Source organism: Tenuifilum sp. 4138str (assembly GCF_041102575.1).
Lineage (GTDB): Bacteria > Bacteroidota > Bacteroidia > Bacteroidales > Tenuifilaceae > Tenuifilum > Tenuifilum osseticum.
Map to the genome: position 1 here is coordinate 84,571 of NZ_JBGCUE010000009.1, position 14,008 is coordinate 98,578.

Here is a 14,008-nt window from a genome sequence, read left to right on the forward strand (position 1 = left end):
GGCTTATGCCAACGGGGATTTTTTTTAAGGAGTTGATGGTTGAATTGTTTCAATTACAATCTCCTGTTTCACCCAACGCTTCTGTGTTCGATCCCATAAGTACTTTTCGCCCATGGAGTCTTCAACAGTCCTCTGTGGGTATTGGTAGGTTATTTTCCAGGCAGGTTCATTATCGGGTTCAAAGTGGATCACGGTATCGTACCAGTACATGCTGGCACCCGGATTGAAATGCTCATTTACCCTCTCCAACGATCCATCGGAACGGAAATGAAGAGTGTTTGACACATTGTAACTCAGGTTGATGTTTTCAAGCGTAATAACCACCCCACCCTTCAGGCTGTAAACCTCAATTAGCTGCTTACTATCCACCCAAGGGTACACCTTAACAGAAATGCCTCCTCCTGCAAAGTGGTATAACAATGTGTCAGCAATTTTAGGTTTTTCCTTTTGCTTAACCCGTAAAGTATCCTTTTTGATGATTTTTGGAGGTTTGGGCTTAACCCTTACAGTCGCTTTAGTAACTGTATCGTTAGGCGGGAAAACCTTCTTTCTCCCTAGTGAATCCCTACTGTTCAATTCATTCCGCAGTTTGGCTATTTCGCTCGATAAGGTATCGATTGAGCGGGACAACCTTTCGGTATCGCTCTGCCTTGTGCATCCAACCAATGCCAAAAACGAAAGTACAATATATCTCATGGCAACAATTTCTTTCAATAAAACAAACCATGTGCCAAATACGGATTTCATAGGGGCTTTAACAGCCAAATGCGCCTGGTGATAAAATGTTAATAAAATGGTAACGCGCAACTTGCCAATCATTAACATATCTGCCTTACATTTACTGCACCAACCCCCTAAAACCTAAAGCCATGAAACAAAAAATCCAAATCTTAAAGTTTATAACGGCAACGTTTCTGCTAGCCATTGTATTAGGATTTACAGCATGTGAAAAGGATATTCCCGTTAATCCAAAGGACAAAACATTGAATGTGGAAACCGCCATGCCACAGGACACCTTTGACATGGCAACAGGATATTTACTGGAGAACTTTGAAACCGGAACAAAAACAGCTTATGCCGGAGCAACAGTAACACTATCGACCGGTAAATGGTACCTGAACAATGCCCTAATTGGTACATCAACCAGCGATAGGAAAAATGGCACCAAATCGGTACGAATTGTCAACACGGGTAAGGTTACCATGCAGTTCAATAAGGCCAATGGTGCAGCAACCGTTGAGGTTTACCATGCCAAATATGGAACCGATGGAAATAGCACATGGGAATTATGGGTGTCAACCAACAGCGGAAGCACATGGAGCAAAGTGGGTTCAACGGTAACCACCTCATCAACCACGCTTACCAAGGCAACCTTTACGGTTAACCTTTCAGGCAATGTTCGGTTTGAGATCAGAAAGGTTTCCGGAGGGTCGTACCGGATTAACATTGATGACTTCAAGGTTTACGATTACTCAACCTCACCTACCCGCGACGATAATATGGCGTTGGGCAACCCATCGGGGGCTGTGGCAAGCACTGCATATCCCAATAACTACCTGATGGTTAAACCCCAGTATGTGCTATCGTACAACAACAGCAAGCTTACCTGCAACTGGGTTTCGTGGCATTTGAGTAGTGCATGGATTGGCTCTGCCCCAAGGCAGGACGACTTTAGGGCCGACAACACCCTACCCTCAAGTTGGGTTTGGGTTGGCGGAACCGACTACAGCGGTTCAGGGTTTGACCGCGGCCACATGTGCCCCAGCGCCGACAGAACAGGCTCAATTACCGATAACTCGGCCACTTTCCTAATGACCAACATGGTACCCCAAGCTCCCAAAAACAACCAGATTACCTGGGCTAACCTTGAGAATTACTGCAGAACTCTTGTTGATGCAGGCAACGAGCTATATATCATTTCTGGTCCATGGGGGCAGGGCGGAACCGGTTCAGCAGGGTATAAAACCACCATATCCACCAAAAAAATTACCGTTCCTGCATACGTTTGGAAAGTAATTGTAGTGCTACCGGTTGGCTCAAATGATATTTCGCGAATCACTACCTCAACACGAGTAATTGCCGTCTGGATGCCTAATACCCAAACCGTTAACAGCCAACCCTGGGGCTACTACCGAACCACGGTTGATTACATCGAAAGCCAAACCGGCTATAATTTTCTATCGAACGTATCAACATCAATCCAAAGTGTAATTGAATCAAAGGTTGATAGCGGACCAACAAACTAATCCTAAAAAAATCACCATAAAAAAAGGGTCGCAATTGCTTGCGGCCCTTTTGTCTTCTATTCTTTAACTCTCTACTCTGTTCTTTCGTTATTCATAAACCCCTGCATTTCCAAAACCCTCAGTAAATTCTTTGAGAATGCCACATTGTCCTTCAGGGTGTAACGCTTATCGGTAAAAATTTGAGCCAGTGTTTCCTTTTGGTTCTCCTCCAGCAAACGCTTGGTTAGCGGTAACGACTCCTTATGCTGATAAATTTGATCGATATCACCCTCAGAGTAATCGTGGTAAACATCGTAGTGCACAACACCTGCAAGCGGCAACCTATCGGTTAAGTCGGGGTGCTCATCGGGATAACCCATTACCACTGTTGTTACAGGCACAACACCCTTGGGTAATTTCAGCACCTCAATAATCTTATCGGCAGTATAGGTTGTAGTTCCAAGGTAACATATTCCAAGACCCTTCTCCTCGGCGGCAATGCATACGTTTTGGGCTACCAAAAGGGCATCAATTGCAGCGGTAAAGAACGACAAAAAGTTATCGTACCCCGGGTTGGCCTTACGCTGTAAGCACCACTTGTTAAAGCGGTTAAAATCCGCACAAAAGGTGAGCACCACTGGTGCCTGCACTACCATCTGCTGGTTAAAATGCAATGGTAAAAGCTTACGCTTCACCTCCTCATCGCGTGTAACAATTATGCTGTACACCTGCATATTACCAGTGGTAGATGCACGAGTTCCTGCGGTTAGGATTTCCTGAAGTAGCGAATCGTCAATGGGGTCGCTCTTGTACTTTCGAATTGAACGATGCGATAGCAATGCTTTCATCTCATTCTTGATTTATCAACTTACAAATAAAATAAAATAGCACTACGGAAGTGCTATTTTGATGTATGTTATTGAACAACTTTTTAAAAGTAATGGTTATCCTAACTCCTTCTCAATGAGGTAATGGTTTCTGTCGGCAGAGCTGCGCGACACCAACTCACCAATAAAACCTGCCGTAAAGAGTTGGACACCAATTATGGCAACCACAAGAGCTATGTAAAAAAGTGGTTGATCGGTAACAGGCCTGTACTTTAAATGATGAAACTGTGCCCAAAGCTTACTACCTACCAACCATACGGCAATAGCACCACCGGTAATAAACATAAGGGTTCCAAGGGTTCCAAAGAAGTGCATAGGCTTTTTACCAAAGCGCGACACAAACATCACCGATAGAAGGTCAAGAAATCCATTGATAAACCTTGTCCAGCCAAATTTTGTGGTGCCGTACTTGCGCTCCCTGTGCTGCACAACCTTTTCGCCAATTCGCTTAAATCCGGCCTGACGGGCAATTACAGGAATATACCTATGCATTTCGCCATAAACCTCAATGCTCTTAACCACATTGTGGCGGTAGGCCTTAAGGCCACAGTTCATATCGTGTAGCTTTATACCGCTTACCATACGCACGGTGGCATTGTAAAGTTTACTGGGGATCCGCTTGGTAAGCAAGGGGTCGAACCGCTTCTTCTTCCAACCCGAAACAAGGTCGTAGCCTTGTTCCTTGACCATACGGTAAAGCTCAGGAATTTCATCGGGGCTATCCTGCAGGTCGGCGTCCATGGTAAACACCACATCGCCTTGAGCGGCTGTAAAGCCAACCTGCAGGGCAGCCGATTTACCGTAGTTCCTCAGAAACTTAATCCCCCTCAGGGATGGAAACTTGAGCCTCAGGCTCTCAATTACCGCCCAGCTGTTATCGTTACTACCATCGTCAACCATAATTACCTCGTAGGTAAAATGGTTCTGGGTCATAACCTGGGCAATCCATTCCATTAACTCGGGGAGCGACTCCTCCTCGTTGTACAGAGGAACTACGACAGAAATATCCATATTGATGTTTGGTTACTATTCAATAACTTCACTGTCACCAGCAAAAGACGATTTTTCCTTCTTCAGAAAGATAGAAGTGATCAGTGAGAATATGAATCCCATCACAACCATTCCGAGTAACGATGAAATAGTCATAATTAGCGGAGACATAAACTTTTTCTGCATCTCTATGGCCATTTCAATTTGCTCATCGGGCATACCCCTCTTTACAAGCTCCTCCTCAGCAATGGCTAACATCTTACTTACAAAGTCGGGATCAATAAGGGTAATTTGAATATAAGTAAATACAGCCACAATTACTCCCGCAAAAAGTGTAATTAAAACACCAAAGCCCAAGGCGTTACCATAGGTAATTGCACCCTCTAACACCTCATCGCGATACTTTTTAGTACCCCATACGATAATACCAATTATTATGGCATAGTTTATTATGCTTACCCAAAACGGCGGTTTTACAATACCTGCCAGGTAAGTAATCAGGCTTAGAATTATGAGTGCAACACCCATTATTAAACCGTAATTCATTGAATGCTTAAGCATAGGGTTTCCTTGTTTTTCCATATTTGTATTAGGTTTAGTTTCATTGCAAATATATGAATTTTGCTAAAAAAAGCTAGTAGGTTCAACAGGTATTGTAAAGTTTAGCTATCTTTGCAGCGGGTAAGTCTTATACGACCAGCTCCTGCTGAACCCCCCCAGGACCGGAAGGTAGCAAGGGTAAGCGGTTGTAGCGGTGCGATATAAGTAGCTTACCCACTTTTTTTTATACCTTATTTTAAGCGTAACTTTGTAAAAATTTCAAAGAAAAATCGCAAATGCCTCGATTTAAGTTAACCATAGAGTACGACGGTTCAAGGTACCGCGGGTGGCAATTCCAGCGCGAAGCCGCCACAGTAATGGGCAAGCTAATGGATGCCATCAAGGAGGTTTACAAGGTAAGCAGCTATGAGCTTTACGGAGCAGGACGTACCGATGCCGGCGTGCACGCGCTGGGGCAGGTTGCCCACCTCGATATCGACTCGGCAATGCCACCCTACGTTGCCATGGAAAGGATGAATGAGGTTCTTCCTGCATCAATCAATATCCTTGATATGGCAAAGGTTTCACCTCGCTTCCACGCACGCTACGATGCCAAGCACCGCAGCTACGTGTACCACATATCGCGCAGGCGAACAGCCTTTGGCAAGGACTACTGCTGGTGGGTTAAGGAACCGCTTAACGTTGAGGCTATGGCAGCCGTTACCCATCACTTTACCGGGATGAAGGACTACAAATCGTTTGGCGCACCCGAAAAGGAAGGAGAATCGACCCTTGTAAAAATTGACCACCTAAAAATATTTGAGGTTGACGATTCAATCCTCATACACATCGTGGGGTCACACTTCCTTTGGAAGCAGGTACGCCGAATGGTGGGCACACTGGTTCAGGTTGGTCTGGGCAAATTATCGGAGGCCGATATCGACTTGTTCTTCAGTGAGTACTCAACCCTTCCGGCAAAGTTTACCGCTCCCCCATCGGGGTTGTACCTGGAACACGTTTACTATGCCGGCGAAAGCATAAACCAGGAGCCAACCTGGTTAATAAACATTGGCAAGTATTAATTTAGAACCGGAGCATTTACCGTTAACAAATCAAAATAAACCCTTAACCTGTTAGTATTTAGGTTATATTTGTGCGGATTTTTATAAGCAGATGGATTTCAAGTTACTCAAAACCGATTCACAAACCTCGGCGCGTGCAGGTATTATAACAACCGATCACGGTCAAATTGAAACCCCAATATTCATGCCTGTTGGCACGGTGGGGAGCGTAAAGGGTGTTTCGCACAGGGAGTTGGAGAACGACATTAACGCCCAAATCATCCTGGGCAATACATACCACCTTTACCTACGTCCGGGACTCGATGTACTAAAGCAAGCCGGCGGGTTACATGAATTCTCGAGCTGGAATAGACCCATTCTTACCGATAGTGGCGGTTATCAGGTATTTTCCCTTGCCGATATGCGAAAGCTAACAGCGCAGGGCGCTTCGTTCCGCTCGCATATCGATGGCTCACCCCACCTGTTCACCCCAGAGAATGTGATGGACATTCAGCGCATTATTGGGGCCGATATTGTAATGGCATTCGACGAATGCCCACCGGGCGATGCCGATTACGAGTATGCCCGCAAGTCGCTCGATCTTACCGAGAAATGGCTTGAACGCTGCGTGCATCGGTTCGATACCACCGAGCCGCTTTACGGCCATAGCCAAACGCTATTCCCTATTGTTCAGGGTTGCGTTTACCCCGACCTCCGTAAGCGTGCTGCCGAAAACGTTCAAAAGTACAACCGCGATGGCTACGCCATTGGTGGGCTATCGGTTGGTGAACCTGCCGAGGTGATGTACCAAATGGTTGAAGTGGTGAACGGCATACTGCCCAAGAGTAAACCCCGCTACCTGATGGGTGTAGGTACACCTGAGAACATCCTGGAATCCATTGCCCTAGGCATTGACATGTTCGATTGCGTAATGCCCACCCGTAACGGACGTAACGGCATGCTTTTCACCTCTGAGGGAATTATAAACATCCGAAACAAAAAGTGGCAGGCCGATTTCACACCTATCGATCCTTTTGGCCCAACTTTTGTTGATAGTAGATACACAAAGGCTTACCTCCGCCACCTTTTTATTGCGGGCGAAATGCTAGGCCCACAAATCGCCAGCATTCACAACCTAGGGTTTTACTTATGGTTAGTGGGGGAAGCACGAAAACATATTGTTGAGGGCGATTTCCTGCAATGGAAAAACGCTATGGTTAAAAAAGTGTCGAAACGTCTATAAAACACCTCTATGAAGTTACTGGACTGGTATATAATCCGAAAGTTTATTGGCACATACTTCTATGCCATAATACTAATAGTTGGCATTGCAGTAATATTTGACCTTGCCGAGAAAATTGACGACTTTCTGGAGAAGGATGCCCCAATGTACGATATCATTTTCAGGTATTACCTCAACTTTATACCCTACTTTGCCAACCTGTTCAGCTCCCTTTTCGTATTCATTGCCGTTATTTTCTTCACTTCAAAAATGGCCTATAATACTGAGATTATTGCCATCCTGAGCAGCGGTGTTAGCTTTAAGCGTATGTTATACCCCTACTTTATCTCCGCAACAATAATTGCCATTTTCTCATTTGTGCTCAATAGCTTTATAATTCCACCCGCCAATGCTGTAAGGTTAGACTTTGAGAACAAGTACATCAAACGACCCTATGTTAATACCGACAGGAACATACACCGACAGGTGCGTCCGGGAATGTTTGTTTTCATGCGCTCATTCAACACTTACAACAACACCGCCTACAACCTTTCCATTGAAAAATTTGATGGGAATAAGCTGGTATCGAAACTCATAGCCGATAATGCACAGTGGGATTCCACCAAGGAGAAATGGACTATAAACCGCTACTACATCCGTAATTATACTGACAGTGGCGAAGAAATTATCAAAGGCGATAAAATTGATAGCACATTCTACCTCACCCCATCCGACTTCAACCAGAGGTTGAAGATCATTGAAACCATGAACCTATTTCAGCTAAACGATTTTATAGCGGAACAAAAGCTCCAGGGCGCCGATACCATTGAATACCTGCTAATTGAAAAGCACGGGCGATTTGCCTACCCCTTTTCGGTGTTCATTCTTACCCTGATAGGTGTATCGCTTTCATCGCGAAAGGTACGCGGTGGCATTGGCCTGCATATTGGACTGGGGCTGGCACTTAGCTTCTCGTACATCCTGTTCATGCGATTTTCAACCATGTTTGCCGTTGGCGGACATCTGCCACCAGCCATCTCGGTATGGGTTCCCAACTTCCTGTTTGCAATCATTGCAGTGGGTCTTTACAGGATGGCTCCCAAGTAAACATTAAACAGGTGTTTACTGGTGTAGTATTTTGATATTTAGGCTAATACATTATAGCGGGTCGAAAAAACGGCCCGTTTCTTTTATATTTGCACCCAATTTCGTAACCTTGCACAAAACTTTACCACGATGCATGGTAATGGTGGCAAAAATTACTAACCAACAAAAACAGCTATGCCTTTAAAAAACAAAATTGAAGAGCTAAAAAAACGCAAAGAGGAGGTTCTGCAGGGTGGTGGCGAACAGGCCGTTGCCAAGCAGGTTGCTATGGGTAAGCTCACTGCCCGTGAGCGTATTATTGCCCTCCTCGACGAGGACTCGTTCAACGAGTACGACATGTTCGTGGAGCACGATGCCCGCGACTTTGGGATGGATGGTAAGGTTCTACATGGCGATGGTGTTATTATTGGTACCGGAACCATTTTTGGTGCTCCTGTGGCTATTTACGCTCAGGACTTTACCGTTGCCGGTGGTTCACTGGGTTCAATGCACGCCCGTAAGATTACCAAAATCATGGATTACGCACTCCGCATGCGTATCCCCCTAATCGGTATCAACGACTCAGGTGGTGCCCGTATTCAGGAAGGGGTTAACTCGCTTGCCGGTTACGGCGAAATATTCTGGCGAAATACCCTCTCAAGCGGTATTATTCCGCAAATATCAGTAATCCTTGGCCCTTGCGCCGGTGGTGCAGTTTACTCCCCTGCCCTAACCGACTTTGTGTTTGTGGTCGATAAAATCTCAAAGATGTTCATCACTGGCCCCGAGGTTATTAAATCGGTTCTGGGCGAGGAAATCTCCCAGGAAGACCTTGGTGGCGCAAAAGTTCATGCCCAAATTACTGGCAACGCCCATTTCTACGCTGAGAGCGAGTACGAGTGCTTTGAGCAGATTAAAAAGCTTATCACCTACATTCCTTGGAACAATACCCGCAAGGCTCGCAGGTTTGAGCCCAAAGAACCAAAGGTAAACTTCAATATCGAGGATATTGTACCAGGCGATCCAAAGGAGCCCTACGATGTACGTGATGTTATCCGTGCCATTGCCGACGATTCCGATTTCTTCGAAATCCAGGAGAAGTGGGCTGCCAATATTGTTATTGGCTTTGGCCGACTGAATGGCGAAACCGTTGGCTTTGTGGCTAACCAGCCACTAGTTATGGCCGGTGTACTCGACGTTGACAGCTCCGACAAGGCTGCACGCTTTGTTCGCTACTGCGATGCATTCAACATTCCGCTGGTTACCCTGGTTGACCTACCCGGTTACCTACCCGGTATCGATCAGGAGCATGCAGGCGTTATACGCCACGGAGCCAAGCTGCTTTACGCTTACAGCGAGGCAACCGTACCCAAAATGACTGTAATTCTGCGTAAAGCCTATGGTGGAGGCTATATAGCCATGAGTTCCCGCCACCTACGTGCCGATTTTGTATTTGCATGGCCAAGCGCCGAGATTGCCGTTATGGGCCCCGAGGGTGCCGCCAACATCATCTTCCGCAAGGAGATTTCCGAAGCTCCCGATCCGGAAGCTATGCGTCGCCAAAAAGTTGAAGAGTACAAGGAAAAGTTTGCTAACCCATACGTAGCCGCAGCCAAAGGCTATATCGATACCGTGATTGAACCGGCCGAAACCCGGAAGCTGCTGCTGCACGCCCTTGAGGTTTCCAGCACTAAGGTTGCCGACCGCCCCTTCAAGAAACATGGTATTCCTCCATTTTAGTCAACCCAACAATCCTTTTGTAAACTAAAAAACTTGTAGCTATGATACATCCAAAACTCGACGATAAAAATGTAACGGCCTTTATACCCGGAACCATTATTGATGTTAAGGTTAAAAAGGGTCAGGAGGTTAAGCAAGGCGATGTGCTGGTGATACTTGACGCCATGAAGATGCACAACCGCCTGATAGCCCCCTCGGCCGGGAAAGTGAAAGAGGTTAAGGTAAAACCCGGCGACAGGGTAAGCAAAGGCGCCCTGCTGGTAAGCATTGAGTAAAACCGATTCTAAGCATAAAAAACCTCCGCAATGCGGAGGTTTTTTTGTTACGGAAAGGGTGTTATTCAAAAGCCGTTATGCGTTTTATGCAAAGCGAAATCATATATAAAAACAAAGTGGCTGGTTTATGAATTTAATTTTTTACTACTTTAGTTACATGAAACAGGGCTAGTTCCAATCATAGCTATACACATAATCATAGGTGTATTAGTATAATTCTTTAGGATATGAACTAATAAACTGTAAACAAAAAAATAGAAGTGAACAAATAACGAAACGACAATGATAAAAATTTTCCCACACATATGACGCATTTGATTTCTACAAGCACTAAAGCAAGCCTATAGCTAAACCAAAAGAACCTTTTTTACTAATTCACTCAAAAAACCGTATTTTGTACTATTAAATTATTAAGAGATAAAATGACCTTTAATGAAGATTCAAGAGTAAAAATTCCTGCTATCGTGCATTTGACACGATTGGGATTTACTTATGTTCCAAAGTCTGGCATTACAAATCTTCATGCAGACACAAATATATTCAAAGACCTGTTTAAACAAGGACTTTCAAAGATTAACCGGACCGAATATTCGGACAGTGAAATTGACTCTTTCATTTCTGAACTCAGTATTAAACTGGATAATTCTGACCTTGGAAGGGCGTTTTACAAAAGCTTGCTGGGTGACTTTGCTTGCAAACTGATTGACTTAGAGAATTTCGACAACAATCTTTTTCATGTTGTAACCGAACTGACTTACAAAAATGACGAAGAAGAATTCAGGCCTGACATTACTTTGCTCATTAATGGAATACCTTTGGCTTTCATTGAAGTAAAGAAACCGAATAACCGAGAAGGAATTTTAGCAGAACGAAGCCGAATCAATACCCGATTCAAAAATCCGAAATTCAAAAAGTTCATGAACATTACTCAATTGTTGGTTTTCTCCAACAATCAGGAGTATGATGAGGAAAACATCACACCCATTCAGGGAGCATTTTACGCAACACCCGACCCTGAACAGGTAAATTTCAACTGTTTCAGAGAAGAAGACAATTCATTAATTCATAATGTTCCGCAAGAGGACAGCGAAATAGAGAAACAAATACTGCTCGACAATAACATTGTTTCCATTCTTGGAACTAAGGAGTATGAAACGGCAAAAGGTCCAAACTCTCCTACTAACCGTATCTTAACATCACTATTCAGCAGACAACGTTTAAAAATATTGCTTCGTTATGGCTTTGCTTATGTGAACACCGTTAACAATGGAATAACAAAGATTGAAAAGCACATCATGCGGTATCCGCAGTTGTTTGCAACTTTAGCTATTGAGAAAAAATTAATAGCAGGAGTAAAAAAAGGAATCATATGGCATACACAAGGAAGCGGCAAAACAGCTTTGGCATACTATAATGTAAATTACCTGAAAGACTATTATCAAAAGCAAAATGTAATAGCCAAGTTCTATTTTGTGGTCGACCGTTTGGACTTAGCTACACAAGCCAAAAACGAATTTGAAGCAAGGGGGTTGAAAGTCGAAATGGTCAGTTCTAAAGAGGACTTCATAAAAAACATTAAAACTGCAGGAGCAACCTCAGGAAACACAGGTGCACAAACCATAACCGTTGTAAACATTCAAAAGTTTTCTGCTGAATCCATCTCAAAAGTTTCTGATTACGATTTGAACATTCAACGAATTTATTTTTTAGATGAAGTTCACAGAAGTTATAATCCAAAGGGTTCTTTTCTTTCAAACCTAATTTCTTCCGACCGTAATGCTGTTTTAATAGGTTTAACCGGTACTCCTATCATTTCCAAAGAATATAAAAGCAAGGATATTTTTGGGGATTATATTCATAAATACTTTTACAATCAATCCATTGCGGATGGCTATACGCTGAAACTTATAAGGGAAGCCATTGAAACCAAATTCAAAGCTGAAATCAATCAGGTGTATGATGAAATTGTGAAGCAAGGCGAGTTCACCAAAAGCCAAATTTTTGCTCATCCCAAATTTGTTGAGCCATTGGTTGATTACATCATTACTGACTTCAAAAAAAGCAGAGTGTTGCACAACGACCAAAGTATTGGGGGAATGATTGTTTGCGACACTTCTGACCAGGCGAAAATGATTTTTACTGAAATTCAGAAATACAATAAACGACTGGAAGCCCAACAGACTGTATACCATGAACCACAAACTGATTACTACATCGCAGCTGAATCGGGAGTGGGCTATCTAACACCTGAGTTGGCTCCAATTTCAATTGCTTTAATACTGCATGATATAGACACCAAAGAAATCCGCAAGGAACATCAAACCGATTTCAAACAAGGAAAAATTGATTTGTTGGTGGTTTACAATATGCTACTTACCGGTTTTGATGCCAAACGACTGAAAAAATTGTATCTGACCCGCGTTGTGAAAGAACACAATCTTTTACAGACCCTAACAAGGGTAAACCGACCTTATAAGAATTTTAAATACGGCTATGTGGTTGACTTTGCCGACATTCGCAAAGAATTTGATAAAACCAACAAGGAGTATTTCAAAGAATTACAGGAAGAATTGGGCGATGAAACTAAGAACTACTCCAACCTTTTCAAATCTGCCGAAGAAATAGACAAGGAAATTCAGGAAATCAAAGAAAAGCTATTTCTTTATGACTTTTCTAATATAGAAGAATTTCAACAAATTGTAAGCCAGATAACTGACAAAAAGGAAATTATCGAACTGAAAAAGTGTTTGGAGAACTTAAAAAGCTTATACAACATCATCAAAATAATGGGTTACACTGAACTGTTAGACAAATTCTCATTTGACAGGGTGAACAAGTTGTATAATGAAGTGGCAAACCGTATTGATATCCTTAACCTGAAAGAGAATTTAGAAAACGCAGCGGACAATACAAATCTTTTGAATTTAGCACTTGAAAACATGCAGTTTACATTCAGGAAAATTGCTACGCATGAATTGCAAATTGCCGATAAATTCAGAAGCGAACTGGAAAGAACAAGAAAAGAACTAGAGAGAAATTTTGATAAAAAAGACCCGAAATTTATATCTCTTTTTGAAGAGCTAAAAAGGCTTTTCAAGAAAAAGAACATTGAAGAATTAACATCTGAGGAGATGGATGAGGCTATCAATGATTTGAAAAAGATTTACGAACAAGCCAATGCGCTTAACAATAAAGATGCAATGCTGGCCGCCAAATATGAGAACGACATCAAATTTGCCCGCATTCACAAACGCATCAAGGAACAAAACATGAATGTACTGAACAGCGATTTAGCATTACATGAAACTTTGATTTTCATTAAACATGAAACCGACAAAACAGTAGTAAACAATCAGGCAATACTTAACAACCCAGATTATTTTGCCGAAATTACTAAACGTACCATTCTGGAAACATTGGAAAATAAAGGCATCCGTGACCTGAATGTAGTTCGATTTTTCAACAACGCTGTAGTAAACGAATATTTCTATCAAAGAGCCATATAAATATGCCAGGAACATTTTCTCAGATATATATTCAAATTATTTTTGCAGTTAAAGGCAGAGGAAGCTTAATTTATTCTGATTGGGAAGAAAGATTGTATCAATACATTACTGGAATTGTAAGGGGAAAAGAACAGAAAATGATTGCTATTAATGGAATGCCAGACCATATTCATATTTTTATTGGTATGAAACCATCTTGTTGTCTATCAGATTTAGTGAGAGAGATTAAAAAGGCATCAAACGAGTTTATAAATGAAAATAAACTCTCCAATTTCAGATTTAGTTGGCAGGAAGGATACGGTGCATTTTCATATAGCCATTCGCAAATTGACAATGTTGTTAAATATATAATGAATCAGAAACAACATCATCGAAAAGTGAGTTTCCGGGAAGAATATGTTGATTTTTTGAAAAAATTTGAAATTGAACATGATGATAAATTTTTATTTGAATGGGTTAAATAATGTGATACCGAA

General features: G+C 42.7%; 12 protein-coding genes and 1 other RNA gene. 9 read left to right on the forward strand and 4 right to left on the reverse strand.

The features are described 5' to 3' along the window. Positions 1-24: 24 nt before the first annotated feature. Positions 25-696, reverse strand: a complete 672-nt coding sequence (locus AB6811_RS09525) for a hypothetical protein (protein WP_369490224.1) — start codon at positions 694-696, stop codon at positions 25-27. A 173-nt stretch (positions 697-869) separates the two neighbouring features. Between AB6811_RS09525 and AB6811_RS09530 the strand changes: the two genes are divergently transcribed. Then, a complete protein-coding gene (locus AB6811_RS09530; RefSeq protein ID WP_369490225.1) occupies positions 870-2,246 on the forward strand; it encodes a DNA/RNA non-specific endonuclease in 1,377 nt (458 codons plus the stop codon). A gap of 71 nt (positions 2,247-2,317) precedes the next feature. On the opposite strand, the gene AB6811_RS09535 is transcribed toward AB6811_RS09530, so the two are convergent. From AB6811_RS09535 to AB6811_RS09545, 3 genes are all read right to left on the reverse strand, one after another. Next, on the reverse strand, positions 2,318-3,073 hold the full coding sequence (locus tag AB6811_RS09535; RefSeq protein ID WP_369490226.1) for a nitroreductase family protein: 756 nt from the start codon (positions 3,071-3,073) through the stop codon (positions 2,318-2,320). A 96-nt stretch (positions 3,074-3,169) separates the two neighbouring features. Continuing rightward, complete coding sequence (locus AB6811_RS09540; protein WP_369490227.1) at positions 3,170-4,123, reverse strand: glycosyltransferase family 2 protein; 954 nt, start codon at positions 4,121-4,123, stop codon at positions 3,170-3,172. Between the two features lie 15 nt (positions 4,124-4,138). After that, on the reverse strand, positions 4,139-4,684 hold the full coding sequence (locus AB6811_RS09545; protein WP_369490228.1) for a DUF4199 domain-containing protein: 546 nt from the start codon (positions 4,682-4,684) through the stop codon (positions 4,139-4,141). Between the two features lie 97 nt (positions 4,685-4,781). Here AB6811_RS09545 and ffs point away from each other — a divergent pair. The 8 genes from ffs (at position 4,782) to tnpA (ending at position 13,996) form a co-directional block, all read left to right on the forward strand. Next, an RNA gene (gene ffs / locus AB6811_RS09550) (signal recognition particle sRNA small type) lies at positions 4,782-4,881 on the forward strand. A 57-nt stretch (positions 4,882-4,938) separates the two neighbouring features. Next, positions 4,939-5,724 (forward strand): tRNA pseudouridine(38-40) synthase TruA, encoded by a 786-nt coding sequence (gene truA / locus AB6811_RS09555; RefSeq protein WP_369490229.1) that lies wholly within the window; start codon positions 4,939-4,941, stop codon positions 5,722-5,724. 91 nt (positions 5,725-5,815) lie between these two features. Continuing rightward, positions 5,816-6,946 (forward strand): tRNA guanosine(34) transglycosylase Tgt, encoded by a 1,131-nt coding sequence (tgt, locus tag AB6811_RS09560; protein ID WP_369490230.1) that lies wholly within the window; start codon positions 5,816-5,818, stop codon positions 6,944-6,946. A 9-nt stretch (positions 6,947-6,955) separates the two neighbouring features. Then, positions 6,956-8,032 carry an LptF/LptG family permease gene (locus tag AB6811_RS09565; protein WP_369490231.1) on the forward strand — a complete coding sequence of 359 codons (1,077 nt, stop codon included), beginning with the start codon at positions 6,956-6,958 and terminating at the stop codon, positions 8,030-8,032. 174 nt (positions 8,033-8,206) lie between these two features. Then, a complete protein-coding gene (locus tag AB6811_RS09570; protein WP_369490232.1) occupies positions 8,207-9,751 on the forward strand; it encodes an acyl-CoA carboxylase subunit beta in 1,545 nt (514 codons plus the stop codon). 41 nt (positions 9,752-9,792) lie between these two features. Next, complete coding sequence (locus AB6811_RS09575; protein WP_369490233.1) at positions 9,793-10,026, forward strand: biotin/lipoyl-containing protein; 234 nt, start codon at positions 9,793-9,795, stop codon at positions 10,024-10,026. 422 nt (positions 10,027-10,448) lie between these two features. After that, positions 10,449-13,532 carry a type I restriction endonuclease subunit R gene (locus tag AB6811_RS09580; protein ID WP_369490234.1) on the forward strand — a complete coding sequence of 1,028 codons (3,084 nt, stop codon included), beginning with the start codon at positions 10,449-10,451 and terminating at the stop codon, positions 13,530-13,532. 2 nt (positions 13,533-13,534) lie between these two features. Then, positions 13,535-13,996: an IS200/IS605 family transposase gene (gene tnpA / locus AB6811_RS09585; RefSeq protein ID WP_369490235.1), complete on the forward strand. Its 462-nt coding sequence runs from the start codon at positions 13,535-13,537 to the stop codon at positions 13,994-13,996. Positions 13,997-14,008 lie beyond the last annotated feature (12 nt).

Bases quoted from the DNA above. Each gene is read 5' to 3' on its own strand.
- AB6811_RS09565 (WP_369490231.1), top strand. From the start codon at position 6,956: ATGAAGTTACTGGACTGGTATATAATCCGAAAGTTTATTGGCACATAC.
- AB6811_RS09525 (WP_369490224.1), bottom strand. From the start codon at position 696: ATGAGATATATTGTACTTTCGTTTTTGGCATTGGTTGGATGCACAAGG.
- tnpA (WP_369490235.1), top strand. From the start codon at position 13,535: ATGCCAGGAACATTTTCTCAGATATATATTCAAATTATTTTTGCAGTT.
- tgt (WP_369490230.1), top strand. From the start codon at position 5,816: ATGGATTTCAAGTTACTCAAAACCGATTCACAAACCTCGGCGCGTGCA.
- AB6811_RS09545 (WP_369490228.1), bottom strand. From the start codon at position 4,684: ATGGAAAAACAAGGAAACCCTATGCTTAAGCATTCAATGAATTACGGT.
- AB6811_RS09570 (WP_369490232.1), top strand. From the start codon at position 8,207: ATGCCTTTAAAAAACAAAATTGAAGAGCTAAAAAAACGCAAAGAGGAG.
- AB6811_RS09535 (WP_369490226.1), bottom strand. From the start codon at position 3,073: ATGAAAGCATTGCTATCGCATCGTTCAATTCGAAAGTACAAGAGCGAC.
- AB6811_RS09580 (WP_369490234.1), top strand. From the start codon at position 10,449: ATGACCTTTAATGAAGATTCAAGAGTAAAAATTCCTGCTATCGTGCAT.
- AB6811_RS09540 (WP_369490227.1), bottom strand. From the start codon at position 4,123: ATGGATATTTCTGTCGTAGTTCCTCTGTACAACGAGGAGGAGTCGCTC.
- truA (WP_369490229.1), top strand. From the start codon at position 4,939: ATGCCTCGATTTAAGTTAACCATAGAGTACGACGGTTCAAGGTACCGC.
- AB6811_RS09575 (WP_369490233.1), top strand. From the start codon at position 9,793: ATGATACATCCAAAACTCGACGATAAAAATGTAACGGCCTTTATACCC.
- AB6811_RS09530 (WP_369490225.1), top strand. From the start codon at position 870: ATGAAACAAAAAATCCAAATCTTAAAGTTTATAACGGCAACGTTTCTG.